The following is a 22994-nucleotide window of genomic DNA, read 5'->3' as shown; positions in this document are numbered from 1 at the left end:
TATTTTGAACGACATTAAGAGGAGAGTTTCCCGCATGCGGATTATTTTTGCCGGTACCCCTGAGCCAGCCGTTGTGGCCTTGGAAAAGCTACTTGCCTCGTCGCACGAGGTGGTGGCGGTAATCACCCGCCCAGACGCGAAGAAGGGCCGCGGCCGCACTCTTCACCCGAGCCCAGTGAAGGCGCTCGCCCAAGAACACGGCATTGAAGTATTGACCCCAACCACCCTGCGCCCGGACTCGGAGGATGGGCAGGCGCTGCGCGCCCGCTTAAAGGAATTGCAGCCTGAGGCGATTCCGGTGGTGGCCTACGGCAATCTGGTGACTAAGGACCTGCTGGATCTGCCGCAGCATGGCTGGGTAAACCTGCACTTTTCCTTACTTCCGGCATGGCGCGGTGCTGCACCAGTGCAGGCTGCCATTGCTGCAGGCGATGACGTGACCGGCGCATCAACCTTCCGCATCGAAGAGGGCCTTGATACCGGCCCGGTGCTCGGCACCGTGACGGAGGAGATTAAAGACACCGATACTGCTGATGACCTGTTGACGCGCCTTGCCTATTCCGGTGGCGATCTGCTCGTGGCCACCATGGATGGCTTAGCGGCGGGACAGCTAGAGGCACAACCGCAGCAGGGTGAGGCTACCTATGCGCCGAAAATCTCTACCGCGCAGGCCCGCGTGGAGTGGACCCAACCGGCATTTGCCATCGATCGGCACATTCGCGCACATACGCCTGGTCCGGGTGCATGGACCATGTGGGACGAGGCCCGCGTGAAGATTGGACCGGTTAGCCTCAAAGATGAGGCGGCGGTTCCACAGGAACTAGAACCAGGGCAGCTGCACATTGCCAAGAAGGCCGTATTCATCGGTACCGGTACGCAGCCAGTCCAGCTGGGTAAAATCCAGCCTCCGGGAAAGAAGATGATGAACGCGGCCGATTGGGCCCGTGGACTAGGCAAGGATGCCGAGGTGAAGTTTCAATGAGTGGTGGTTTCCGTTCCCGCAGCAAGTCCGGGGATAAGTCGCCGGCGGGTAAGCCGCAGGACTCCCACAAATCCGCTGGTGTGAAGGGTCGCGGCGGCCGCCCGCAACGGCAGCAGCATGGTAGCCGCGGTGGGCAGCACAGTGGCCGGCAGGCTGCTGCTAAGGGCCAGCGTCCCGGCAAGCGCCAGGAAAGCGGACTGATTCAGGCCGCGCTGGCTGCGGGCGTGGATGCGCCGCGTGCGGTCGCCTTCGACGTGGTGCGCAGGGTAAGCGAGGATGATGCTTTCGCCAACCTCATTTTGCCCAAGGCGCTGCGCAAGCAAAAGCTCAAGGGGCGCGATGCCGCCTTCGCCACCGAAATCACCTACGGGACGCTGCGCACCCTTGGCGTAGTTGATGCCGTCATCGCAGAGTGCTCTTCGCGCGGCCTCGAGGCCATTTCCCCAGCCGTGGTTGATGCCTTGCGCCTAGGCACCTATCAAGTTCTTTATACCCGCGTGGAGCCACACGCGGCGGTTGATACCACCGTTCGTTTGGTAGAAGCCGCCGGTGAAGTCAAAGCCAAGGGCTTTGCTAATGGCATCATGCGCACCATTACGCGCACGCCAGCTAAGACCTGGCTGGACAAGCTCGCTCCACAGGGGGAAATCGCCGGCATCGCCTTTAAGCATGCCCACCCCACCTGGATTGCGGAATCGTTTAGCCGCGTGTTGGGCCTAGGGGAGTTGGAGGCTGCCCTGGCGGCGGATTCGGATCGACCTTCGGTGCATCTAGTGGCGCGCCCTGGGGAAATCTCGGCCGAGGAATTGGCCCTGATGACCGGCAATGAGGAGGGGCGCTATTCCCCTTATGCGGTGTACATGGAATCCGGTGACCCCGGCCAATTGGAACCCGTGCGCCAAGGATTGGCGGCCGTCCAGGACGAGGGTTCGCAGCTGATTGCCCGCGCGGTATGCGAGGCGCCCCTCGAGGGCGAGGATACCGGCCGGTGGCTGGATCTCTGCGCCGGTCCCGGCGGTAAGGCGGCATTGATGGGCGCGCTTGCCCGCATCGACTCCGCGCACGTCGATGCAGTGGAGGTATCCCCGCACCGAGCGGCGCTGATTGAAAAGACGGTCAGCGATTTACCCGTGGACGTCCATGTGGCAGATGGCCGCAATCCCGGGGTGGGAGAGGGCTTTGACCGCGTGCTTGTCGATGCCCCCTGTTCCGGCCTCGGTGCCCTCCGTCGCCGCCCCGAGGCGCGGTGGCGCAAGTCCGAGTCTGACATTACCGAGCTCAACCAGCTGCAATTCGAGCTCTTGTCTTCCGCATTAAACCTGGTGCGTCCAGGTGGCGTGGTCATCTATTCCACCTGTTCGCCAGATCTGCGCGAAACCCGGGGCATCGTTGACCGCGCTGTGCGCGAACTCGGCGCGGAAGAACTCGACGCACATGCTCTCATTCCTGATATGGGCGATGTAGGCCATGAGAAATCCGTGCAGATGTGGCCGCATCGGCACGGTACCGACGCCATGTTCTTTGCGGCCCTTCGCCGCGCAGCCGACTAATCGCGATAGACTGGTGGGCATGTCCGCACCGATTATTTCCCCTTCCATCCTGGCCGCCGATTTTGCTCGCTTGGGCGAGGAACTAGCGGCGATTGATACCGCAGACTGGGTCCATGTGGACATTATGGATGGGCACTTTGTGCCCAACCTGTCTTTCGGCCCAGATCTCACGGCCACGGTCCATCGCAGCACCGATAAGCCACTAGATGTCCACCTCATGATTGAGGAACCCGAAAAGTGGGTGGAGACCTATGCCAAGGCGGGCGCGCATACGATTATCTTCCACGTGGAGGCCGTCGCCGATGACCAGGCGGCAGTGAACTTGGCCAAGCGCATTCGCGATTTGGGTGTGCGCGCGGCCTTTTCCATCAAGCCAGGCACCGCCATCGAGCCGTGGTTGGACAAGCTGCACCATTTCGATGAGGTGCTCGTGATGTCTGTCGAGCCTGGCTTCGGCGGGCAAAAGTTCATGCCGGAGATGCTGGAGAAGGTCCGTAAGCTGCGCCGTGCGATTGATGAACAGGGCCTTGATACCGTCATCGAGATCGATGGCGGCATTTCACCAGAGACCATCAAAGCAGCCGCCGAGGCGGGCTGCGACGCTTTCGTGGCAGGCTCAGCCGTATTCAAGTCGGACGATCCCGCCGGCGTCGTCAAGCAGCTGCGTGATCTGGCGGCTGGTGCCTGATGGCCGCGGAGAACCAGAACAGCACTCTCTCCGCAGCGCTATTGCGCGCAATGGCCGCGGGTGCTGAAGTTCGTGGAACCACGAGCCCTAACCCACCGGTAGGCGCGGTCATCGTGTCCCCAGCTGGGGAGGTTGTGGGCGTCGGCGCCACCCAGCCCGTGGGAGGCGCGCATGCCGAGGTCATGGCGTTGCAGGAGGCCGGAGGTAAAGCACGCGGGGCCACGGCCGTGGTCACCTTGGAACCCTGCGCGCATACCGGCCGCACGGGTCCCTGCGCGCAGGCGCTTATCGATGCCGGCGTGGCTCGCGTGTACTACCTCCACGCCGATCCCACCCCGCAGGCTGCGGGTGGAGCAGAAGTGTTGGCGGAGGCTGGAGTGGACGTCGCCAAGCTAGAAAAGCCCCCGCACGCCGAGGATGCTTTGGTGCCATGGCTATTCGCCGTGCGCACCCAACGGCCCCACGTCACCTTGAAGTTCGCGCAAACGCTGGACGGTTTCACGGCCGCGGCCGATGGAACCAGCCAATGGATTACGGGCGAGGAAGCGCGCGACTGGGTGCATGCCGATAGGGCGCACCGCGATGCCATCGTGGTGGGCACCGGCACGGCGCTGGCTGATAATCCCTCGCTCACCGCGCGCTTTAACGACGGCAGCTTGCGCGCGCACCAACCACGCCGGGTGGTTATTGGCAAGCGTGATTTGGCATCGGCGGGCGATGCGGCAAGCCACCTGCGCGAGTTGGGGTACGAGCAGTACGAGAGCATCGAAGAAGCTCTCTACGAGCTCTACGCCACCGGTGCCCGCGACGTCCTCGTGGAAGGAGGCGCAGGCCTGGCTAGCAGCTTCCTCAAGGCCGACTTGGTGGATGCTATCTCCGCCTATATTGCGCCACTCTTGCTAGGCGAGGGCCGCGGTGTACTCGCGCACCCCGTGACTCAGACGCTGGCAGAGGCCACCCGTTTCCGCCGGGTGGGAATGAAGGCGCTGGGTGATGACGTTCTTATTGAGTACGTGCGCTAGACGCTGGACATAGCAGTGAGCGAGAAAGGTTGGAAGTGTTTACTGGGCTAGTACAAGAGTTGGGCACCGTGGAGGCAATGGAACCGCACGCAGACGCGCTGCGCCTGAGCATTCGTGCCCCGCGTACCGTCGCGGAGGCCGCACTGGGTGATTCCATTGCCATTAACGGCGTATGCCTTACCGTGGCGGATCTGTCTGCGGATACTTTTTGTGCGGATGTGATGCAGGAGTCCCTGGACCGCACCGCACTGGGGCGCCTTGCCGAGGGAGATCCGGTCAATGTCGAACCGGCACTGCTTCCCACCACCCGGCTGGGTGGGCATATCATGCAAGGACACGTGGACGGTACCGCTACGCTGCAGAGCCGAACTAGCTCCGAGAATTGGGATGTGCTGCGGTTTAGCTTGCCATCCGAGCTTGCCCGGTACGTCGTGGAAAAAGGCTCTATTGCCGTGAGCGGCACCTCGCTGACCGTGAGCGCCGTGGGCCCCGACTGGTTCGAAGTATCCCTTATCCCCACCACTTTGCGCGATACCATTCACGGCGCCTTGCCGGTGGGAGGAGAGGTAAACCTCGAGGTGGATGTGCTGGCCAAGTATGTAGAAAAGATGCTTCACCCCGAAGCTAAACCCCCTGAGGCTAAGGACTAGACTGCTACCTTATGAGCGCGAGTGAGAATTCCATCCGTCTAGATTCCATCGACCAGGCCATCGCGGATATCGCCGCTGGTAAGCCGGTTGTTGTCATCGACGATGAGGATCGCGAAAACGAAGGCGATCTGATTTTCGCCGCAGAGCTAGCCACCCCGGAACTTGTGGCCTTCATGGTGCGCTATTCCTCTGGATATATCTGTGCACCCTTGCTGCCAGAAGATTGCAACCGGCTGAACCTACCGCCGATGCTGGCGGTCAACCAGGATGTTCGCGGCACCGCCTACACGGTGACCGTGGATGCAGCGACGGGTAGTACCGGTATTTCTGCGACCTCGCGCGCAGAAACCATCCGGCGTCTGGCAGACCCAAACACCACGCCCGGCGAATTCACCCGCCCAGGCCACGTCGTGCCGCTGTGTGCCCGCCCAGGCGGCGTTCTGGAGCGGGACGGACATACTGAGGCATCCATTGATCTGGCGCGCTTGGCGGGCCTGCGCCCGGCCGGTGTGCTGTGCGAGATCGTCTCCGAAGATGACCCCACGGACATGGCGCGCTCACCAGAGTTGCGTCGCTTTGCCGATACGCATGGACTCTCCATGATCTCTATCGCGCAGCTCATCGAGTGGCGCCGCCATAATGAAACGCAGGTCACCCGCCAGGTAACCACCGAGCTCCCCACCGAATACGGCCACTTCACCGCCATCGGTTACCGCCATGAGGTAGACGGGCAGGAACACGTTGCATTGGTCGCAGGGGATCCCGCCCAACTGCGCGGCGCACGCGACGTCATGGTGCGCGTCCATTCCGAATGCCTAACTGGTGATGCCTTTGGCTCACGGCGCTGCGATTGCGGGCCCCAACTGCACGAGTCCATGCGCCTTATCAGCCAAGAAGGCCGCGGCGTGGTCATCTACCTGCGCGGTCAAGAGGGCCGTGGAATCGGACTTCTGCATAAGTTGAAGGCCTACCGCCTGCAGGATTCGGGCATGGATACCGTCGATGCCAACCTGGAGCAGGGACTGCCCGAGGACGCCCGCGAGTATTCCGTGGCCGGGCAGATCCTTCGCGATCTCGGCATAGAATCCGCAAACCTCTTAACCAATAATCCGCATAAGGGCGAGGGGCTGAGTGGCTTTGGAGTGGACGCCAGCCACCACACGCCGCTGGCAACCCCTGCCCACGCGGATAATATTGACTACCTGCGTACTAAACGCGACCGCATGGGCCACGACCTTCCGCAGGTTGCCCAGTGGGACGCCGAACATAAGTAGAACTTTGACGTCCAATCGAAAGGATAGCGATGAGTAAAGAAGGACTACCTGATATTGCCCAGGTAGATGGCAGCGGACTGCGCGTTGCCGTGGTTACTGCTACGTGGAACGCAGAAATTTGCGACCAGCTCCATGCCCAGGCAGTGCAGACCGCTACCGATAATGGTGCCGAGGTTGCCGAATACCGAGTTGTAGGTGCCCTGGAACTTGGCGTTGTCGTCCAAGCAGCAGCCCGCGCCTACGATGCCGTGGTGGCACTAGGCTGCGTTATCCGTGGCGGCACCCCGCACTTTGACTACGTATGCGATTCCGTCACCCAGGCGCTGACCCGCATCTCCCTCGATGAATCCACCCCGGTAGCTAACGGCGTCCTGACCGTTAACGACCAGCAGCAAGCTATCGACCGCGCCGGATTTGCAGACTCGGTAGAAAACAAGGGCGCCGAAGCCATGATTGCGGCTTTAGATACCGCGCTGCAGTTGCGTACACTAAACGCAGCACAGAAGTAACCTCTAGCAATGCGTCAGCGCCCGATGCTTGACCACCAAGGTGGCTGGCGGGGCGCGCCCCAAAGGAGTATGCACATGAACGAGGCGCAGGCCCCAAAGAATCCGCAGCACAGCCGCCAGCTTAGCGACGCCGAAGTATTGGCCTATACCAGTGCCGATCCCTTCGCACAGACCACCTCTAAACCGTGGGAATTTACGGCGACCTCGCCCTTCTTGCGCAAGGTGGCTATCGCCTGGGTGATCCTCGTTCTGGCCATCCATATCTTCATGGGAATCACCTTGGATGTGTCTTTTACCGGTGCGCACGTGACTACCATCGACAAATTCGCCTTCCCTGGCGTTGGTGTTCTCATTTCCGTTTTGTCCTGGATCGCTCTTAACCGTCCACGCTTGCGCGCAAATGAGGATGGAGTAGAGGTCCGCAATATCGTGGGCACCCGCTTTTATCCGTGGCAGGTGGTCTACGGACTTTCCTTCCCCGTAGGCCAGCGTATGGCACGCCTTGAGCTGCCCGAGTTCGAGTTCGTTCCCGTCTGGGCGTTGCAGTCCGGCGATAAGGACACCGTCATTGACAACGTCCGCCGCTTCCGCGACGTGGAAGCCAAGTACATGCCCCAGGATTAACAATTGGCTGACCCCACCACCTACCGCCCAGCTCCGGGAACCATTCCCACCGACCCGGGCGTCTATAAGTTCCGCGATGAAAACCGCCGCGTTATCTACGTGGGCAAAGCCAAGAACCTGCGCGCTCGGTTGTCTAACTATTTTCAGGACATCACGCAACTGCACCCGCGTACTCGCCAAATGGTGCTCACCGCCAACTCGGTGGAGTGGACGGTAGTTGCCAGCGAAGTGGAAGCCTTGCAGTTGGAGTACACGTGGATCAAGCGCTTTGATCCACACTTCAACGTCATGTACCGCGATGATAAAACCTATCCTATGCTCGCGGTTTCGGTCGGGGAGACGGTCCCTCGCGCCTTTTTCTACCGTGGCCCGCGGCGCAAGGGCGTGCGCTATTTCGGCCCCTATTCCCATGCTTGGGCCGTGCGCGAAAGCTTGGACTTGCTTACCCGCGTCTTTCCCATGCGCACCTGCTCGAAGGGTGTGTATAACCGGCATGAGCGGCTCGGGCGTCCGTGCCTTTTGGGGTACATTGGCAAGTGCGATGCACCCTGCATTGGCCGAGTAAGCAAGGAAGACCACCGCGAGACGGTCAACGATCTCGTGTCCTTCATGAATGGCAACACCGGTTCAGTGCGCCGCAAACTCACCCAGGACATGGAGCAGGCCGCCGAGAACCTAGAGTTCGAACGCGCGGCGCGCCTGCGCGATGACTTAGGCGCGATTGACAAGATCATGGAACAGCAGGCCGTGGTCTTTACAGACAGCACGGATGCTGATCTCATTGCTTTTAACTCCGATGAACTTGAGGCAGCGGTGCAGATCTTCCATGTCCGCGATGGGCGCATTCGTGGTCAGCGCGGTTGGGTAGTCGAACGCGCCGGCGATCAGGCAAGCTCAGAGCCCTTGGAAGAGGGGCAGCCTGATCCCGCGCTGCCAGCATTGGTACAGAACTTCCTCATCCAGTTCTATTCCGATGCAGTAGAGCGTGAGAAGCAAGAAGCGCAGGAAGACGCTGCGCTCGCCGCGGACGTGAAGCGGCGCGGGGTGGACCAAGAATCGCACATGAAATCCCGCCGCGTGCAGGTTATTCCACGCCAGATTTTGGTTCAGGCCCTGCCGGATGAACCGGAGCAGGTCGTCGCGTTGTTGGAGGAGCTGCGCGGTGCCCAGGTGGACCTGCGCGTTCCCCAGCGCGGCGATAAAAAGCAGCTTATGGCCACGGTGGAGAAAAACGCCAAGGAGCAGTTGCGCCAGCATAAGCTCAAGCGGGTAGGAGACCTCACCGCACGCTCGGCGGCCTTGCAGGATATTCAAGAAGCTCTGGGCATGGAGCAAGCCCCATTGCGCATCGAATGTACTGATATCTCCCACATTCAAGGCACAGATGTGGTTGCTTCCCTGGTGGTCTTTGAAGATGGCCTGCCCAAGAAGTCGGACTATAGGCGCTACCGCATCAAGGAGGCGGCTGGTGATGGCCGCTCGGATGACGTCGGTTCTATCGCAGAGATTACGCGCCGTAGGTTTAAGCGCCACAAGCAAGATAAGCTGGCCCATCCGGATGAGGAAGTAGAAGAGTCGTCCTTTGCAGAGGAGAAGGTGGCGGAAGAATCCGCCGAAGCAGGTCGCCGCTTTGCGTATCCACCGCAGCTTTTCATTGTGGATGGCGGCGCGCCCCAGGTGGCCGCAGCTCAAGAGGTATTTGATGAGTTAGGAATCGTGGATGTAACCCTGGTGGGCCTGGCCAAGCGTCTCGAGGAAATCTGGGTTCCCGGCGATGATGAGCCGGTGATTCTGCCGCGAAACTCGCAAGCGCTATTCCTCTTGCAGCAGATTCGCGATGAAGCCCACCGCTTCGCCATTACTTACCACCGGCAGCAGCGCTCAAAGCGGATGCGTTCCTCAGTTCTTGATTCCGTGCCGGGATTGGGACCGCAGCGGCGCACCGATCTGGTTAAGCATTTCGGTTCGGTGAAGAAGCTCAAGGCCGCCACTGTGGATGAGATCTGCGAGGTAAACGGCTTCGGTCCAAAACTGGCCCAGACCGTCTACGAGAGTTTGCATGATTCTTCGGGCAACTAAGTGGAATTCTCCTAGAAGCGGCGAATCCTAAAGCGCTAGACTGTTGGGCATGACGCATTTCGAAACTCCACCCATTTTGATAACCGGCATGTCCGGCGGCGGGTTGAGTTCCGCTGCCAAAGTGTTTGAGGATAAGGGCTACTACGTGGCCCACAATATTCCGCCTCGCGCCATTGTTGACCTGCTCAAGCTGTGCAACCAAGAGGGGACTCCGGTGGGCAAGGTAGCAGCCGTAACAGATGTGCGCTCGCGCATGTTTCCAGGGTCTCTGTTAGAGATTATGGATGAGCTTACGGAACTAAATATGAAGCCCACCGTGCTCTTTTTGGATGCTCGTGATGATGTGCTCATTCGCCGATTTGATTCGGTGCGTCGCACCCACCCACTGCAGGAGGGGGACACGCTCAAAGTAGGTATCCAACGCGAGCGTCGGGCGGTGGCAGACGTGCGTTCCCATGCGGATATCATTATCGATACGACGAACCTATCCATTCATGATCTCCGCCGCGCCATTGAGGCGGCCTTTGGTGAGATGCAAAATGAAAAGCAACATGTCACCGTTGAGTCCTTTGGATTTAAGAATGGCTCGCCCCGCGATGCTGACTTAGTGGTAGACGTGCGTTTCCTGCCCAACCCCTATTGGGTTCCAGAACTGCGGGGATACCGCGGCACGGATGAACCGGTTGCCCACTATGTGCTCTCGCAGCCAGCGGCGCAGGAGTTCGTGGATAGTTTCTTGCAGATGTTTTCTACCATGCTGGATGGCTACCGCCATGAGGGGAAAAACTTCATCACGCTTGGCGTCGGTTGCACGGGCGGCCACCACCGCTCCGTCGCCATCGCAGAGGCTATAGCGGCGCGCCTGCGGGACAATGACACCTTGGACGTCAGCACCTTGCATAGGGATATCGCACGAGGTTAGAGCACAGGAGTTTTAACGCTTTTATGACCAATCCTTCACACATGGTCTGCCTCGGCGGCGGCCATGGACTTTATCAAACCCTTCTGTCCGCACGCTTTAGCGAGGCGGCCGATATTTCTGCCATCGTTACCGTCGCGGATGATGGCGGTTCCTCTGGCCGTTTGCGCCGCGAGCTGGAAATTATTCCCCCGGGTGACTTGCGCATGGCGCTGGCTGCCTTGGCCAATAGTGACCCAGTGGGGGACTTGTGGGCGCGAACCTTGCAACACCGTTTCGGTGGCAATGGCGCTATGGCAGGGCATGCGGTAGGCAATCTGATGATTGCGGGATTAACGGATGTGCTCGGCGATTATCAAGCTGCGCTGGATACCATCGCAGAACTTACTAATTCCCAGGGGCGAGTTTTCCCAGTGGTCAATCAGGCCTTAGAGATTGAGGCGGATGTTGCCGGGCTTGACGACGACCCCCGTGTCATGCGCCAGGTCCGCGGCCAGGTTGCGGTCGCTTCCACACCGGGCCAGGTGCGGCGCGTGCGCATCGTGCCCGAACGACCCAGCGCGAATCCGGATGCCCTCGATGCCATCCAGCGCGCGGATCTCATTACCATCGGCCCAGGCTCGTGGTTTAGCTCGGTATTGCCGCATACTCTCGTCCCGCAGGTAGTGGATACGATTTCTGCTTCCGATGCGTTGCGCGTCGTTGTTTTGAACCTTTCGGCCGAGCCGGGCGAAACTCATGGCTTCTCCGCAGAGCGTCACTTGCACGTGCTCGCGCAGCACGCCCCTGATCTGCGGATTGACCGTATTTTGGTGGACGAGGCGGCTTTGCCCACCGATAGTGAGCGCGTCTATATTCAGCGCGCCGCGCAGTCCCTAGGCGCTCGCGCTACCTTCGCGGATGTGAGCCAAGTTGATGCCAATGGTCGCAGCATCAATAAGCACGATCCGGAAAAGCTGTCTGCGGCGCTCTTGGACCTATATTCGGACTATCGCAGCACTCGCGATTAGAACCGGCGCTAATTCACCGCGGTATCGTGCGAGCGGCCGCACTCGACCGACTGCGCGGCGATCGAGCCCGCGCGGTATGATGTCAGAAATCCTTTCACCGCACTGGGCTGGAAGCAATGGCTCTAGCCGGTATGCGTACTTTGTGACTGTGAGAATAGAAATGGGGCGAACTAGGTGACCACACCATTGACCGACCAGGTCAAAGAAGAATTGACGGCTGTCGTCGTGCCACGCCAGTCCGCTCGCGCTGCCGAACTGGCGGCGATGTTGCGATTCGCCGGCGAACTAGATGTTTCCGGTGACAGCATGTCCTATGAGCTGGAGCTAGAAAGCCACGCCATTGCGCGGCGCTTCATGAACGCTCTCGATGACCTCTATGGGATCACTGCCGATAGCCATGTTGCCGGCCCGGCAGGAACCACCAAGAAGACTCGTGTAACGGTCCGTATCTCCACCGGTGCGAAAGAGCTGACTCGTCGGCTGGGCCTTATCACCCGCTCCGGTCATGCAGTAGTGGGTTTGCCGCCGCAGGTCATCTCCGGCACCGTGGCCGATAGCGAAGCAGCATGGCGCGGAGCCTTCCTTGCCCATGGCAGTCTCACGGAGCCAGGCCGCTCTTCCGCGCTGGAAGTTACCTGCCCGTGCCAAGAGGCTGCGTTGGCACTGGTGGGCTGCGCCCGCCGCCTTGGTATCTCTGCGAAGACCAAGGAAACTCGCGGTGAAGATCGCGTCGTTGTACGCGATGGTGATGCTATCGGGGCGCTTCTTACGCGTATGGGTGCTCAGGAGACTCGATTGAGCTGGGAAAAGAAGCGAGTTAAGCGGGAGGCGCACGATACGTCTCGGCGCTTGGACAATTTTGATGACGCCAACCTTCGGCGCTCTGCTCGCGCTGCGGTTACCGCAGCAGCGCGCGTTGACCGCGCCATGGAGATCTTAGGTGACGATGTTCCTGAGCACTTGGCAGACGCGGGCCGCTTGCGAGTTCAGCACCGCGAGGCATCTCTAGAAGAGCTGGGACGCTTGGCCGAGCCTCCTATGACCAAGGACGCAGTAGCTGGGCGTATTCGCCGCTTGCTGTCGATGGCCGATAAGCGAGCCGAGGAGCTGGATATCCCCGATACCAACCAAGCGATTACAGATGACCTCTTCAACGAATCCTGACCCTCGCAATCACCTACATTAAAAACTCCCCGCAGTGCGGATACCAAAGCGGTAGGCGCAGCTGCGGGGAGATTTTTAGTGCCTTCCCGGCTAGCAGGTGCACAACCGGCTAGCCAGAAGCGCTAAAGAACTAGGGCACGAGGAATCCTAGGACGTTGGTCATCAAGAACACGATGACGCATACAAAGGCCAGGAAGGCCACGGAGTAGCCCACTACGTTCTTCAGGATGACTGATTCCTTGCCCTCCATATTGACGGCGGTAGCCGCAATTGCAAGGGACTGCGGGGAGATCATCTTGCCCACAACGCCGCCTGCGGTATTGGCCGCGAGCATGAGGTCAGGATTCACGCTGATTCGCTCTGCCGCTGCAACCTGCAGGTTGGCAAAGAGGGCATTAGCAGACGTATCGGAGCCAGTAACCGCGGTACCAATCCAGCCCAGGACTGGAGCAAAGAGCGCAAAGATGCTGCCGGCAGAAGAGACGAACTCACCAATAGCAATAGTCTGGCCGGAGTAGTTCATCGTGTAGGCCAAGGCTAGCACCAAGATGATGGTAAGAGCCGAGAACTTCATGCGGCTGACGACGTCCCCAAAGGCGCTCACCGGTTGCCCAAAGCTTAGGCTGTAGCGGCCATTTTCATTGAAGTAGTGGTAGACAACCGCAACGATAATGCCCGAGAGCAGCAGGAGCGTACCTGGATTGCCAAAGACATTGAAGCTGAAGCTGGTATCCATGAGATTGCCGTCGGCGTCGACAATCGCGTCATCAAGCAAAGGCCAGGCAAAATGGAGCTTGAGGAATCCGAAAATAGCGGGGGCGGCGGTGGCCACGGCAAAGACAACGGTCACTACGGCGTAGGGAAGCAGCGCCATCCAGATACGGCGTCCGTTGAGATCGGTGGTGGACTCAGCGGCAGGAAGCTCGAGACGCTCGCGCAACTCCTTGACGCCCTTCGGCTTCCATACCCGGAGGAAGGCGAAAGCGCAGCCCAAAGAGACGATGCAGGCGATGACGTTGGTGAGCTGGTACGCAAAGAAAGTCGCAGCCATCCACTGAGCCAACGCGAAGGAAATGCCAATCACGGCAGCGGCCGGGGCAGTTTCCTTGACACCGCGGAAGCCATCCAAGATGAAGGCGATGAGGAATGGCACGATGGCGGCGATGAGCAGCACCTGCAAGGAGATAAGTGCTGCAATGTCGTGGGTTTGCTCGGCACTGCGACCGGCAACCTCGCCCGCAGTGGTTACCGGGATGCCAACCGCGCCAAAAGCAACCGGAGCGGTATTAGCAATCAGAACTACTGTAGCCGCGCGCAGTGGCTTCACGCCGAGGGCCATGATCATGGTCGCGGTAATGGCTACGGGGGCACCAAAACCGGCGAGGGCCTCCAACAAACCGCCAAAACAGAAGGCGATGAGGATAGCCTGGATGCGAATATCGCCGTCACCCAAAAGGTCAAAGGTCTTGCGCAGGTCCTCGAAGCGCCCGGAAGCTACGGTGATTTCATAGAACCAGATTGCGGTAATGATGACCCAGACAATGGGTAGGAGCCCGAATAGCCCGCCACGTACGGCGGAGGACAAAGCCATATCTACCGGCATGGAGAAGCCGGCGATGGCAATAATGAGGGATACTGCCAGGGCAACGGCGCCAGAAGTATGCGCGCGTGCCTTTACGCCTAGCAGCATGATAAAGAATGCAATGAGCGGGAGAATCGCCACCAGGGCGGTAAGCCCGAGGCTGTCACCCACAGCAGAGGTATTTATTTCGAACAAGAGAAGTCCTTGGTTTCTACGGTGGTCTTGCCCGTAGGAAATTACGGGCACATGAAGCATTCTCACGGTGACCAACGGTGGCGCTAGAGCAGGCAGGGTTTGCCTTAAACGCTTTGTGAGCCAGTGAGTAAGGAAAGCATATCGTGCGGTGGGCGTCACGGAGACAATACGGTCGTCTTGATGGGAGTCAGCGGCAGCATTTCTCAATGTCCGATCGGACAGAGGCGGGCGCAACCCCTAAAGTGTAGTAGTGATATATCTCATGGTAACAGGGTAAACCTAACATAAACCCACGTGTTCGGGCTTATCCAGCGGTTTTATATGTGGGAAATAAAAAGGATCGGAAAAAGTGTACGCGCTTTTGGAAAGTCTGTCATCTACTAGTTCTTAAGGTCGTTGGGAGCCTGCGATGACAAAAAACGCTCGGTAGTATCGGCCATGTAAGGGAAAACGCTCGGGCGCTTCTCAAACACAGACTTCATCGAAGGACCCGCGCACATACCCGTACACACATTTACTCGACTCTTTGAGGAGAAATACAGTGACTATCCGCGTAGGTATCAATGGCTTTGGCCGCATTGGCCGTAACTTTTTCCGTGCAGTCGCTCAGGGTGACAACAACCTCGAAGTTGTTGCAGTAAACGACCTGACCGACAACGGCACGCTGGCTAACCTGCTGAAGTACGACTCCGTGCTGGGCCGCTTCGATGGCGAAATTACTCACGACGATGAGTCCATTACCGTTAATGGTCACCGCATCGTGGTAACCGCAGAAAAGGACCCGAAGCAGCTCAAGTGGGGCGAGTACAACGTAGACCTCGTCATCGAGTCCACCGGCCGCTTTACCAACGGCAACGACGCCAAGGCTCACCTCGAGGCTGGCGCCAAGAAGGTCATCATCTCCGCCCCGGGCAAGGAAGTAGACGCAACCTTCGTCTACGGCGTCAACTCTGACACCTATGATCCGGCAAACCACAACGTCATCTCTGCAGCATCCTGCACCACCAACTGCCTGGCACCGATGGCAAAGGTTCTCAATGATAAGTTCGGCATTGAAAAGGGCCTGATGACCACCGTTCACGCTTACACCGGCGACCAGCGCATCCAGGACGCTCCGCACAAGGACCCGCGCCGCGCCCGTGCCGCTGCAGTAAACATGGTGCCTACCTCCACTGGCGCTGCTAAGGCCGTATCCCTGGTTCTGCCTGAGCTGGACGGCAAGTTGGATGGTTACGCAATGCGCGTTCCGGTTATCACCGGCTCCGCTACCGACCTGACCTTCACCGCTTCCCGCGACGTCACTGCCGAGGAAATCAACGCTGCCTTGAAGGAAGCTGCTGAGGGCGAGCTCAAGGACACCCTCGCATACACCGAGGATCCGCTGGTTTCCACCGACATTGTTACCTCCCCGCACGGCTGCATCTTCGACTCCGGCATGACCAAGGTTTCCAACGGCAACCTGGTCAAGGTTCTGGGCTGGTACGACAACGAGTGGGGCTACACCTCCCAGCTCGTTCGACTGACCAACCTGGTGGCAGACAAGCTCTAAACTAGAGCTCTAGCAATGAGGATCCGGCCGCGATGCAAGCCTAAACGGCGCTGCGTCGCCGCCGGTATTCTTATATCTATAGCCTTTTAACCCGTCCGAATTGTTTAAGGAGTAAATAATGGCTTTCCAGACTCTTGACGATCTTCTCAAGGAGGGCGTCGAATCCCGCCACGTCCTCGTCCGCTCTGACTTCAATGTTCCACTTGATGAAGAGGGAAACATTACCGATCCCGGACGTATTAACGCTTCCCTTCCGACCATCAAGGCACTGGTAGAAGGTGGCGCAAAGGTCATTCTTTCCGCACACCTGGGTCGTCCAAAGGGTGAGGTAAACCCTAAGTTCTCTTTGGCTCCCGTAGCTGAAGCGTTGTCTGAAGCGCTTGACCAGTACGTTGCCCTAGCAGGCGACGTCACCGGAGAAGACGCTCATGAGCGTGCCAACGGCCTCAACGATGGCGATGTGATGTTGGTAGAAAACGTCCGCTTCGACCCCCGTGAGACCTCCAAGGACGAGGCTGAGCGCGGCCAGTTCGCTGACGAGCTCGTTGCTCTGGCAGCCGATAACGGCGCTTTTGTTTCTGATGGCTTTGGCGTTGTCCACCGTGCGCAGGCATCTGTGTATGACGTCGCTAAGCGCCTGCCGGCTTACGCAGGCAAGCTCGTAGAAAAGGAACTGTCGGTTCTGTCCACCGTAGCCAAGGAGCCGGAGCACCCGTACGTGGTTGTCCTCGGCGGCGCCAAGGTTTCGGATAAGCTCGGCGTGATTGAAGCACTGGCCGACAAGGCAGACAAGGTCATCATTGGTGGCGGCATGTGCTACACCCTGCTGGCCGCCAAGGGCTATAACGTCCAAGAGTCCCTGCTGCAAGAAGATCAGATCGAAAACTGCAAGGACCTGCTCGAGCGCTTTGGCGACAAGCTGGTGCTTCCGGTTGACCTCGCTGCTGCAAGCAAGTTCGCAGCGGATGCAGAGACCCAGGTGGTCGAGCTCGATAGCATCCCTGAAGGCTGGATGTCCCTGGATATTGGACCAAAGTCTGTGGAAAAGTTTGCAGAGGTGCTTGCTTCCTCCAAGACCGTCTTCTGGAACGGCCCGATGGGCGTATTCGAAATGGAAGCTTTCTCCAAGGGTACTGCTGGTGTAGCGCAGGCTATTATCGACGCCACCGCAAAGAACGGTTCCTTCTCCGTCGTTGGTGGCGGCGACTCCGCTGCCTCCGTGCGCATGCTTGGCTTGGACGAGGATGGCTTCAGCCATATCTCCACCGGCGGCGGCGCCTCCCTCGAGTACCTCGAGGGCAAGGAGCTTCCGGGCGTATCTGTCCTGGAAGCCTAAAACTGCCTTCTTAATTTGCCAGAAAGAGAGGAAAAATTCATGGCACGCACCCCACTTATCGCAGGTAACTGGAAGATGAACCTCGACCACGTCGAGGCCATCGGCTCCGTTCAGAAGTTCGCCTTTTCCCTGCCAAAGGACTACTACGAGAAGGTCGACGTGGCCTACATGGTCCCGTTTACTGATATCCGCACTATCCAAACGCTGGTAGAGGGCGACAAGCTGCAGGTCACCTACGGTGCGCAGGACATTTCTAAGCACGAGTCCGGCGCATTCACTGGTGAAGTATCTGGCAAGATGTTGGCCAAGCTCGGCTGCAGCTGGGTGGTTGTGGGCCACTCGGAGCGCCGTCAGTACCACGGCGAGACCGATAAGCTCGTTGCAGAGAAGGCAGCTGCAGCATTGGACAATGGCATCAGCCCCATCGTGTGCGTAGGCGAGCCGTTGGCTGTACGCGAGGCCGGTACCCATGTGGACTACGTGGTTAACCAGACCCGCAATTCTTTGGCCGGCCTGAGCGCAGACCAGCTTGCCAAGACTGTCATCGCCTACGAGCCAGTTTGGGCGATTGGCACCGGCAAGGTTGCCTCCGCAGACGATGCCCAGGAAGTCTGCGCCGCCATCCGTGAGCTCGTAACGGAGCTCGCAGGCGAGGAGGTTGCTGCAGGTATCCGCATTCTCTACGGTGGTTCCGTCAAGGTTGATTCCGTTGCAGAGATCGTCAGCAAGCCTGACGTCGACGGCGGCCTTATCGGTGGCGCTTCCTTGGTCGGCGAGGAGTTTGCCAAGTTGGCCGCCAACGCAGCTAATGCCCTGAGCTAACAGGAGTTATCACCCGTCACAGGTTCGCGCTAAGGCGCGGGTTGGAATGGTTCCAGCCCGCGCCATCGTGTACAGTGGGCCGGTGTGATTGCTTCGCTGTACGCGAAGCCTAAAAGTACGATTCCGCGCTAGCGGGTGGCGAGAGTCAACCGCAGGGCGCACGTTAGAAATAAGGATTATCCTCATGGTCTTGGCACTGGAAATCATCTTGGTCATCGCAGCTATTTTGATGTCCATCTTCGTGCTGCTGCACAAGGGTAAAGGTGGTGGCCTGTCCAGCCTCTTTGGCGGTGGCGTGCAGTCGAACCTGTCCGGCTCGACCGTCGTGGAAAAGAACCTGGACCGTTATACCGTGGTCATGGTAATTATCTGGCTTGCGTGCATCGTAGGCCTCAACCTCATCCAGGCATTCGCTTAAGCCACCAGCTGGAATAGCGAAAGCGCCGGTACCGGCTTCCAACCTCCTGGTTTCCTGTGGGAACTGTAGGTGGGGAAGCGGTACCGGCGCTTTTTCTTGGCGCCGAGCCAAAAGTTCAGCTCGGCTGCACGCTAGGCTGACGTGCCTAGAGCTCGGATGCGGCGTCATCGGCAAGGAAGAGGATGGTTTCTTCCTTACCGTGCACGCCTGCAGCTGGCCATTCTTCAGGCTCAGCGCCTTCAACGACGTGCTTGGCAGCTTCCGCCTTGGCCTCGCCTGCTACAAGAAGCCAAATACGATCAGACTTGTTGACTGCGGGAAGAGTAAGGGTGATGCGCTCGCTCGGCGGCTTGGGAGAGTCGTGAACGGGAACAGCTAGCTCTTCTTGTTCCCGAACCGCCTCAGAATGGGGGAACAAGGAATTGATATGGCCCTCTTCGCCCATGCCCAGCAGATGGAGGTCGAAGCCGTTCGGGGCAAATTCCTTCAGCTCTGGCTCATACGCACTCGCCGCGGCTTCCATAGACACCGCGCCCAGATCAAAACCGTGGATATTCTGGTTTGGAATATCTACGTGGTTGAGCAGGGCACTGCGTGCTTGACCCTCATTAGAATCTGCATCAGAGACGGGTACATTACGTTCATCGCCGAAGAAGACGTGAACGCGCGACCAATCGATGCGTTGGGCGGGAAAATTCTCGCCTTGTTGCTGTGCCGCGAAATCCAAACGAGCTAGCTCGTGAAGAACGCCAATTCCAGCGCCACCGCCGGTTAGGACAACTCGCGCGACCCCATCGTGGTGGAGCCCGCCACCGGCGGCTTGGATGCGCGCTACGGTATCCACGAATTTCAGCGCGGCCTGGGAGATAAGGTCATCCACATCGCTTACGCGGTGAAGAGTTACCATGAGGTATCGCTATCCTTTGCAAAGAATCAGAGTTAAGCCGTTTTACTGCTTACTGTAGTCTACTTGGGCGAGCGCACGGAGCGCTTGCGCATAAGTCTTATCGGCATCCAGATGGCGCAATTCTTCAGAGAGAACCTCAGCTTGGGAGCGCTTGCTAAGGCTCACCAAGGAATCCGGGGAACCTGGAACGCACACACGCACCGTGCGCTCGTCGACGACATCAACGTCGACGTGGCTCGTTTCCCGATTAAACCGCAAGTGGGTCACTGGGAAGTGCAGCTCCTGAGAATCGGTCACAGTGCGGTGGACGGGGACTGCCAAACGATCGAGGAGCCATCCGGCCGCGAAGTCTGGCGCTGGGTGGCCCGCAGGGCCCGCCACCTCGACGGACTGCACGGGCTCGTGAGGATGGCGGTCCAATGCGGAGGCTACGACCCCGCGCCACAAAGTGATGGCGGCCCAGGACATATCGGAATCGCCCGGCGTGTAACCGGCGGATAAGGTGCGCAGATCTTCGCCAGTGACGCGTCCGTCATAGGCAACGTTGGTGATGCGGCGTTGAGCCAGTTTACCCACCGAGCTGGAAGCTGGATCGGGCGGGCACAAGGTAGGCCACCAGGCGACCAAGGGGGTATCGGGAAGCAGCAGTGGAGTAACGACCGCCTCGTCCTGGTTTGCCAAGGCGCCGTGCAACTTCATGATAACCATCTCAGAAGCACCCGCTTCACCACCCACGCGAAGCTGCGCGTCCAGGTGGGTATCTGCCTGCGGGTCGCCCGTCACGACGACCAGAACGCGCGACGGGTGCTCGTGGGAGGCATCGCGCACGGAGGCCAGGATGTTTTCCAGATCATCGTCCTCGCGGGCAGCCACGATTAGGGTAAGTACTCGGCCGGTAGTAAGGGTGTAATGCTCTTGGGCCTCTACTAGCTTCTTGGAGATTTCACGCGTAGTGGTGTTGGGCAATGGAATAATCATTGTCTGCGTCCCTCCTATGGGCGGCGCCAGGAGTGGCCCCGGCGGCGCAACATTCTATCGGCGGATTCCGGGCCCCATGTGCCAGCGCGGTATTCCTCCGGCTGACCAGCTTCGGCCCAGTAATCGATGATGGGATCCAAAATCGACCAGGAAAGTTCCACCTCTTCGTTGGTGGGGAAGAGCGAGGACTCATCGAGGAGGGCATCCAAAATCAGTCGCTCGTATGCTTCCGGAGATTCCTCGGTAAAGGCCTCAGCATAAGCAAAGTCCATATTGACGTCGCGGACCTCCATGGTGGAACCGGGCACCTTGGAGCCAAAGCGCATGGTGACACCTTCATCCGGCTGTACGCGGATGACTACGGCGTTTCGTCCCAGCGCATCGGTCTGGCCGTCAACGAATGGTTGATTTGGCGCTGCCTTGAATACCAGCGCAATCTCGGTCACGCGGCGGCCCAAGCGCTTGCCCGTGCGCAGGTAGAAGGGTACTCCTCCCCAGCGGCGAGAGTTCACTTCCAGGGTGCAGGCTGCATAGGTCTCCGTCGTGGACTCTGGATCGAAGCCTTCTTCTTCACGCAGGCCCTTGACAAACTCGGAGCCTTGCCAGCCGGCGGAGTACTGACCGCGAGCAGTGGTCTTATTTAGCGGGTGCACGGCGTGGGTAGCGCGCAGCACCTTGACCTTCTCTGCCTGCAGGGCCTCGGGCTCGAAGGAGGAGGGTTCTTCCATCGCAACCAGAGCCAAAAGCTGCAGCAGGTGGTTCTGGATGACGTCGCGAGCCGCACCGATGCCGTCATAATAGCCAGCGCGGCCGCCCAGGCCAATATCTTCGGCCATGGTGATTTGGACGTGATCGATGTAGTGGGCGTTCCACATGGGCTCAAAAATTTGATTGGCAAAGCGCAAAGCCATGATGTTTTGCACCGTCTCCTTGCCCAAATAATGGTCAATGCGGAAGACCGCGGACTCGGGGAAGACGGCGTTGACAATCTCATTGAGCTTGCGGGCAGACTCTTGATCGTGGCCGAAAGGCTTCTCAATGATTACCCGGCGCCACGAGTCCTCGACGGAGTTGGCCATGCCCACCCGCTCCAGCTGGTGGCAGATATTGGAGAAGAATTCCGGGGGAACCGAAAGGTAGTATGCCCAGTTGCTTCCGGTGCCGCGCTCGCGATCAAGCTCGCCCAAACGCGCCGAAAGGCGATCGAATCCAGCATCGTCGAAGGAACCTTGCACAAATTCGATGCCTTGGGATAAATGCTGCCAGACATCTTCATTGAACTCGGTACGTGAGCCAGCGATGACGGCTGAGCGAACGTAGTCACAGAATGCGACCTTGTCCCAGTCGCGACGACCATAACCCACAAGGGTAAAGCCAGCGGGGAGGAGACCACGGCTCGCTAGGTCGTAGATGGCGGGCAGTAGCTTTTTATATGCTAGGTCACCGGTAACGCCGAAGATGACCATGCCCGCGGGTCCTGCGATTCGCGGCAATCGCTTGTCGCTGGCATTGCGCAAGGGGTTGACCCAAGCGGCTGAGTCGGTCACGAAGAATCCTTCCTGAGTTTATGGGCTTTAAGCTCGCTAATATTTTAGCGGCAGAATGCCCCGCCGAATTCTCGGCGGGGCACAAGTCACACGGCTAGTTTACGCGAGTCGCTCCTGAATGGAAGCAAGCAGTTCCTCCCACGCAGCGACAAACTTATCTACGCCCTCGCGCTCCAGCACTGCAAAGACATCATCGAAATCAATGCCGGCCTCTTCTAGCTGGGCAAAGACGCCCTCTGCAGCCTCGCGGCTATCAGACAGGGCGTCGCCGTGAAGGTTGCCCTCGGAAAGAACCGCATCGATGGTCTTTTCTGGCATGGTGTTGACCGTATGCGGTCCAGCCAGTTCCGATACGTACAAGGTGGCTGGGTACTCCGGATTCTTTACGCCGGTAGAAGCCCACAGTGGACGTTGGAGGTGGGCTCCCTCGGGCAAGTCGGCGTCGTTAAGCAAGGCGTCCTGGAAGAGCGCATAGGCGCGCTGCGCATTGGCGACGCCCGCCTTACCTCGCAGTGCCAGAGCAATCTCGCTACCAATAGCCTCCAAGCGCTTATCCACTTCGGTATCCAAACGGGAAACAAAGAAGGAAGCCACGGAGTGAATGGTGGAGACGTCCTTGCCTGCTTCGGCGGCACGCTTGAGTCCGGTCTGGAAAGCCTCAATGACATCGCGGTAGCGATCCACGGAGAAAATAAGGGTGACGTTGACGCTGATTCCCTCCGCCAGGGCATCTTCGATGGCCGGAAGGGAGCCGGTCGTGGCCGGAATCTTAATCATCACGTTGGGACGATCAACCTTGTTCCACAGCTCACGCGCCTGCTCAAGGGTGGCGGTAGCATCATCAGAAATGCGTGGATCGACCTCGATGGACACGCGGCCATCCGCACCGTTAGTAGAGGAGTAGATATCCGCAAAGAGGTCGCAGGCATTCTTGACGTCCTCGATGGCCAATGCGTACACCGCTTCATCGGCGGTGGCCTTGGCCTCCTTCAACGTGGAAAGCTCGGCGTCGTAGGCGGTGCCGTTGGTCATCGCCGCGGCGAAGATCGCCGGGTTGGTGGTAACTCCCACGATGGACTTAGCGGAAATTATCTCCTTGAGATTGCCCGAAACTAGGCGCTCGCGAGAAAGATCATCGAGCCAGGTTGAGGTTCCCAGTTGGGCGAGTTCGGAAATGTGGTTCATGATT

Annotated in this window: 21 protein-coding genes; 16 read left to right on the top strand and 5 right to left on the bottom strand. The window is 59.0% G+C overall.

Going from position 1 to position 22994, the window contains the following annotated elements:
- The first annotated feature begins 34 nt into the window (after positions 1–34).
- The 12 genes from fmt (at position 35) to whiA (ending at position 12471) form a co-directional block, all read left to right on the top strand.
- Complete coding sequence (fmt, locus tag QP909_RS06085; RefSeq protein WP_284766525.1) at positions 35–982, top strand: methionyl-tRNA formyltransferase; 948 nt, start codon at positions 35–37, stop codon at positions 980–982.
- Positions 979–2532, top strand: a complete 1554-nt coding sequence (locus QP909_RS06080) for an RsmB/NOP family class I SAM-dependent RNA methyltransferase (protein WP_284766524.1) — start codon at positions 979–981, stop codon at positions 2530–2532. The genes fmt and QP909_RS06080 overlap by 4 nt, the downstream gene beginning before the upstream one ends.
- Positions 2533–2551: 19 nt before the next feature.
- Positions 2552–3220 (top strand): ribulose-phosphate 3-epimerase, encoded by a 669-nt coding sequence (gene rpe, locus QP909_RS06075; protein WP_284766523.1) that lies wholly within the window; start codon positions 2552–2554, stop codon positions 3218–3220.
- Positions 3220–4242 carry a bifunctional diaminohydroxyphosphoribosylaminopyrimidine deaminase/5-amino-6-(5-phosphoribosylamino)uracil reductase RibD gene (gene ribD, locus QP909_RS06070; RefSeq protein WP_284766522.1) on the top strand — a complete coding sequence of 341 codons (1023 nt, stop codon included), beginning with the start codon at positions 3220–3222 and terminating at the stop codon, positions 4240–4242. Before rpe ends, ribD begins: the two co-directional genes overlap by 1 nt.
- Before the next feature lie 35 nt (positions 4243–4277).
- Entirely contained in the window at positions 4278–4892 is a 615-nt protein-coding gene (locus QP909_RS06065; protein WP_284766521.1) for a riboflavin synthase, read from the top strand.
- Positions 4893–4903: 11 nt separating this feature from the next.
- The gene (locus tag QP909_RS06060; protein ID WP_284766520.1) at positions 4904–6166 is read left to right on the top strand and encodes a bifunctional 3,4-dihydroxy-2-butanone-4-phosphate synthase/GTP cyclohydrolase II; all 1263 of its coding nucleotides are present in this window, start codon (positions 4904–4906) and stop codon (positions 6164–6166) included.
- Between the two features lie 29 nt (positions 6167–6195).
- The gene (gene ribH, locus QP909_RS06055) at positions 6196–6675 is read left to right on the top strand and encodes a 6,7-dimethyl-8-ribityllumazine synthase (RefSeq protein WP_239277687.1); all 480 of its coding nucleotides are present in this window, start codon (positions 6196–6198) and stop codon (positions 6673–6675) included.
- A 75-nt stretch (positions 6676–6750) separates the two neighbouring features.
- Positions 6751–7299, top strand: a complete 549-nt coding sequence (locus QP909_RS06050; RefSeq protein WP_049360775.1) for a PH domain-containing protein — start codon at positions 6751–6753, stop codon at positions 7297–7299.
- 3 nt (positions 7300–7302) lie between these two features.
- Positions 7303–9378 carry an excinuclease ABC subunit UvrC gene (uvrC, locus tag QP909_RS06045; protein ID WP_284766519.1) on the top strand — a complete coding sequence of 692 codons (2076 nt, stop codon included), beginning with the start codon at positions 7303–7305 and terminating at the stop codon, positions 9376–9378.
- 40 nt (positions 9379–9418) lie between these two features.
- Positions 9419–10300 carry an RNase adapter RapZ gene (gene rapZ, locus QP909_RS06040; protein ID WP_284766590.1) on the top strand — a complete coding sequence of 294 codons (882 nt, stop codon included), beginning with the start codon at positions 9419–9421 and terminating at the stop codon, positions 10298–10300.
- A gap of 23 nt (positions 10301–10323) precedes the next feature.
- Positions 10324–11307 carry a gluconeogenesis factor YvcK family protein gene (locus QP909_RS06035; RefSeq protein WP_284766518.1) on the top strand — a complete coding sequence of 328 codons (984 nt, stop codon included), beginning with the start codon at positions 10324–10326 and terminating at the stop codon, positions 11305–11307.
- Between the two features lie 174 nt (positions 11308–11481).
- Positions 11482–12471, top strand: coding sequence for a DNA-binding protein WhiA (whiA, locus tag QP909_RS06030; RefSeq protein ID WP_284766517.1), 990 nt, complete (start codon positions 11482–11484; stop codon positions 12469–12471).
- A 130-nt stretch (positions 12472–12601) separates the two neighbouring features.
- On the opposite strand, the gene QP909_RS06025 is transcribed toward whiA, so the two are convergent.
- Complete coding sequence (locus QP909_RS06025; RefSeq protein WP_502868607.1) at positions 12602–14248, bottom strand: L-lactate permease; 1647 nt, start codon at positions 14246–14248, stop codon at positions 12602–12604.
- Between the two features lie 541 nt (positions 14249–14789).
- Here QP909_RS06025 and gap point away from each other — a divergent pair.
- The 4 genes from gap (at position 14790) to secG (ending at position 18373) form a co-directional block, all read left to right on the top strand.
- Positions 14790–15797, top strand: a complete 1008-nt coding sequence (gene gap / locus QP909_RS06020; RefSeq protein ID WP_239277695.1) for a type I glyceraldehyde-3-phosphate dehydrogenase — start codon at positions 14790–14792, stop codon at positions 15795–15797.
- Between the two features lie 118 nt (positions 15798–15915).
- Positions 15916–17133 carry a phosphoglycerate kinase gene (locus tag QP909_RS06015; RefSeq protein WP_284766516.1) on the top strand — a complete coding sequence of 406 codons (1218 nt, stop codon included), beginning with the start codon at positions 15916–15918 and terminating at the stop codon, positions 17131–17133.
- A gap of 39 nt (positions 17134–17172) precedes the next feature.
- Positions 17173–17955: a triose-phosphate isomerase gene (gene tpiA, locus QP909_RS06010; RefSeq protein ID WP_225746913.1), complete on the top strand. Its 783-nt coding sequence runs from the start codon at positions 17173–17175 to the stop codon at positions 17953–17955.
- 184 nt (positions 17956–18139) lie between these two features.
- Positions 18140–18373 (top strand): preprotein translocase subunit SecG, encoded by a 234-nt coding sequence (gene secG, locus QP909_RS06005; RefSeq protein WP_005324856.1) that lies wholly within the window; start codon positions 18140–18142, stop codon positions 18371–18373.
- A 145-nt stretch (positions 18374–18518) separates the two neighbouring features.
- Here the strand turns inward: secG and pgl are convergent, their stop codons facing one another.
- The 4 genes from pgl to tal all read right to left on the bottom strand — a co-directional run bounded on the left by pgl (position 18519) and on the right by tal (position 22990).
- Positions 18519–19280 carry a 6-phosphogluconolactonase gene (pgl, locus tag QP909_RS06000; protein ID WP_239277698.1) on the bottom strand — a complete coding sequence of 254 codons (762 nt, stop codon included), beginning with the start codon at positions 19278–19280 and terminating at the stop codon, positions 18519–18521.
- Positions 19281–19322: 42 nt separating this feature from the next.
- Positions 19323–20258 (bottom strand): glucose-6-phosphate dehydrogenase assembly protein OpcA, encoded by a 936-nt coding sequence (locus tag QP909_RS05995; RefSeq protein WP_284766515.1) that lies wholly within the window; start codon positions 20256–20258, stop codon positions 19323–19325.
- 14 nt (positions 20259–20272) lie between these two features.
- Complete coding sequence (gene zwf / locus QP909_RS05990) at positions 20273–21805, bottom strand: glucose-6-phosphate dehydrogenase (RefSeq protein WP_005328410.1); 1533 nt, start codon at positions 21803–21805, stop codon at positions 20273–20275.
- Between the two features lie 99 nt (positions 21806–21904).
- The gene (gene tal / locus QP909_RS05985) at positions 21905–22990 is read right to left on the bottom strand and encodes a transaldolase (protein WP_284766514.1); all 1086 of its coding nucleotides are present in this window, start codon (positions 22988–22990) and stop codon (positions 21905–21907) included.
- Between the last annotated feature and the right edge of the window lie 4 nt (positions 22991–22994).

This window comes from Corynebacterium sp. MSK195, assembly GCF_030228885.1.
Taxonomy (GTDB): domain Bacteria; phylum Actinomycetota; class Actinomycetes; order Mycobacteriales; family Mycobacteriaceae; genus Corynebacterium.
Note: the sequence above shows the minus strand (reverse complement) of the source record. Positions and strands in the feature narration are given on the sequence as shown.